This is a genomic window from Pedobacter sp. 01T416_2 (assembly GCF_056398925.1).
The window spans coordinates 1-1,830 of the sequence record NZ_JBFTQI010000996.1 but is presented as its reverse complement, the minus strand read 5'-3'; the positions used below and the strand labels follow the sequence as shown (position 1 = coordinate 1,830).

The following is a 1,830-nucleotide window of genomic DNA, read 5'->3' as shown; positions in this document are numbered from 1 at the left end:
GTGCTTTTATTGGTGATAATGGGTGTTTTATACGTCTACTTTAAATAAAATTGATATGAATATGAAAAGATTTCTCTTGTTCTTCGTTGCACTAATTACCTTTTTCAGTGTTAACGCGCAAACCAAAACAAATGCTTCAGTAATGAACGATTTTATGGATAAACGGTTTGGTATGTTTATTCATTGGGGACCAGTGAGTTTACGCGGCACCGAGATTGGCTGGAGCCGTGGCGATCAGGTTCCAACAGAAGATTACGACAATCTCTACAAAGAATTTAACCCTGTTCTATTTGATGCCGAAGCTATTGTAAAAACAGCAAAAGATGCCGGAATGAGATATCTGACCATTACAGCACGTCATCACGACGGATTTTGCTTATGGCCAACTGCATTTACTGATTTCAATATTACCAACACACCTTATAAAAAAGATATTGTTGGCGCATTAAACGAAGCCTGTAAAAAACAGGGAATTAAGTTCTGTATTTATTACTCGGTATTAGACTGGCATCATCCAGATTACCCGATCCACTCTCCAAAAAACCAAACGATTGATCCAAAATCAGACATGAACCGATATGTGTTGTATATGAAAAACCAGTTAAAGGAACTCATTACCAAATATGATCCTTATATGCTCTGGTTTGACGGACAATGGGAAAAACCCTGGACAGACGAAATGGGTAAAGATTTATATGCATATCTAAAACACCTAAAACCCGATATAATTATCAATAACCGCTTGGGAAAAGAATTTGCAGCAATGGAAAACAAAAACATTGATGCTTCTAAAATGATAGGCGATTACGACACGCCGGAACAGGTAGTAGGCAAATTAAATATGTTTACGCCATGGGAAAGCTGTTTTACTATCTGTAACCAATGGGCCTGGAAACCAAACGATAAAATGAAACCGCTAAAACAATGCCTCGAAATTATTTCGAAAACAGCAGGTGGTAATGGCAATCTTTTATTAAATGTAGGCCCTATGCCAGATGGTAGAATTGAAGCCCGCCAAATAGAACGCTTAAAAGAAATCGGCGATTGGTTAAAAACCAATGGCGAAGCCATTTATAGCACAAAAGGTGGCCCATACCAACCGAACAATGATTACGCAACGACCAGAAAAGGGAATAAAATTTACGTGCATGTATTAAACACCAATCTGGCCAAGTTGAGTTTAAAGGCTATCCCAGGTTTAAAAGTTAAAAAAGCATATCTGTTAAATAACCAAACCATTAATATGGAGCAAAAAGATGGCATTTCTTTACAACTTCCCGGCAACCAGGCCAACCAATCAGATTATATTGTTGTACTAGAATTAAACGGAAACGCAGAAAACATTCCAGTTATTGAATAGATCGATGAGGCTGTATCATAAATAAAGAATTGTCATCCTGAGCTTGTCGAAGGACCTTTTTAATGTATTAAAAGGCGTTTCGACATGCTCTCCGTAGGAGTTCTTTGGACAACGTGACAAATTCGAAGTAAATTACAAGTTATGAGAAAGCCTCTTTATAACCATTAAAAAGCAAATTATATGCTCATGAAAAATTTAAAAACAATGTATTTCTTGGCCTTGGCTTTTGTGCTAATGGTTACTGCCTGTAATCCACTTGTAAAAACAGAAGTAAACGCAGCAAACAAAGTGTTACGTTATGGCAGTATTACAGGTTTGAAACCCGAAAAGGTGGCTTATTACAAAAAGTTACATGCTGCCGTATGGCCAGGGGTATTAAAAAAAATAACAGCATGCAACATCCATAATTATTCCATTTATTTAAAAGAAATTGAGGGCAAACAGTATCTTTTTAGCTATTTCGAGTATAC

At 36.8% G+C, this 1,830-nt stretch carries 2 protein-coding genes; both read left to right on the top strand.

All coding sequences use genetic code 11. From position 1 onward, the window contains the following. Window positions 1-61: 61 nt before the first annotated feature. Window positions 62-1,360 carry an alpha-L-fucosidase gene (locus AC1DPQ_RS26665; protein WP_477611421.1) on the top strand — a complete coding sequence of 433 codons (1,299 nt, stop codon included), beginning with the start codon at window positions 62-64 and terminating at the stop codon, window positions 1,358-1,360. Between the two features lie 186 nt (window positions 1,361-1,546). After that, on the top strand, window positions 1,547-1,830 hold a 284-nt coding region (locus AC1DPQ_RS26660), incomplete at its 3' end, for an L-rhamnose mutarotase (protein ID WP_477611420.1).

What these genes read in the sequence shown, in the direction of transcription:
- AC1DPQ_RS26665 (WP_477611421.1), top strand. Translation starts at nt 62, where the DNA reads ATGAAAAGATTTCTCTTGTTCTTCGTTGCACTAATTACCTTTTTCAGT.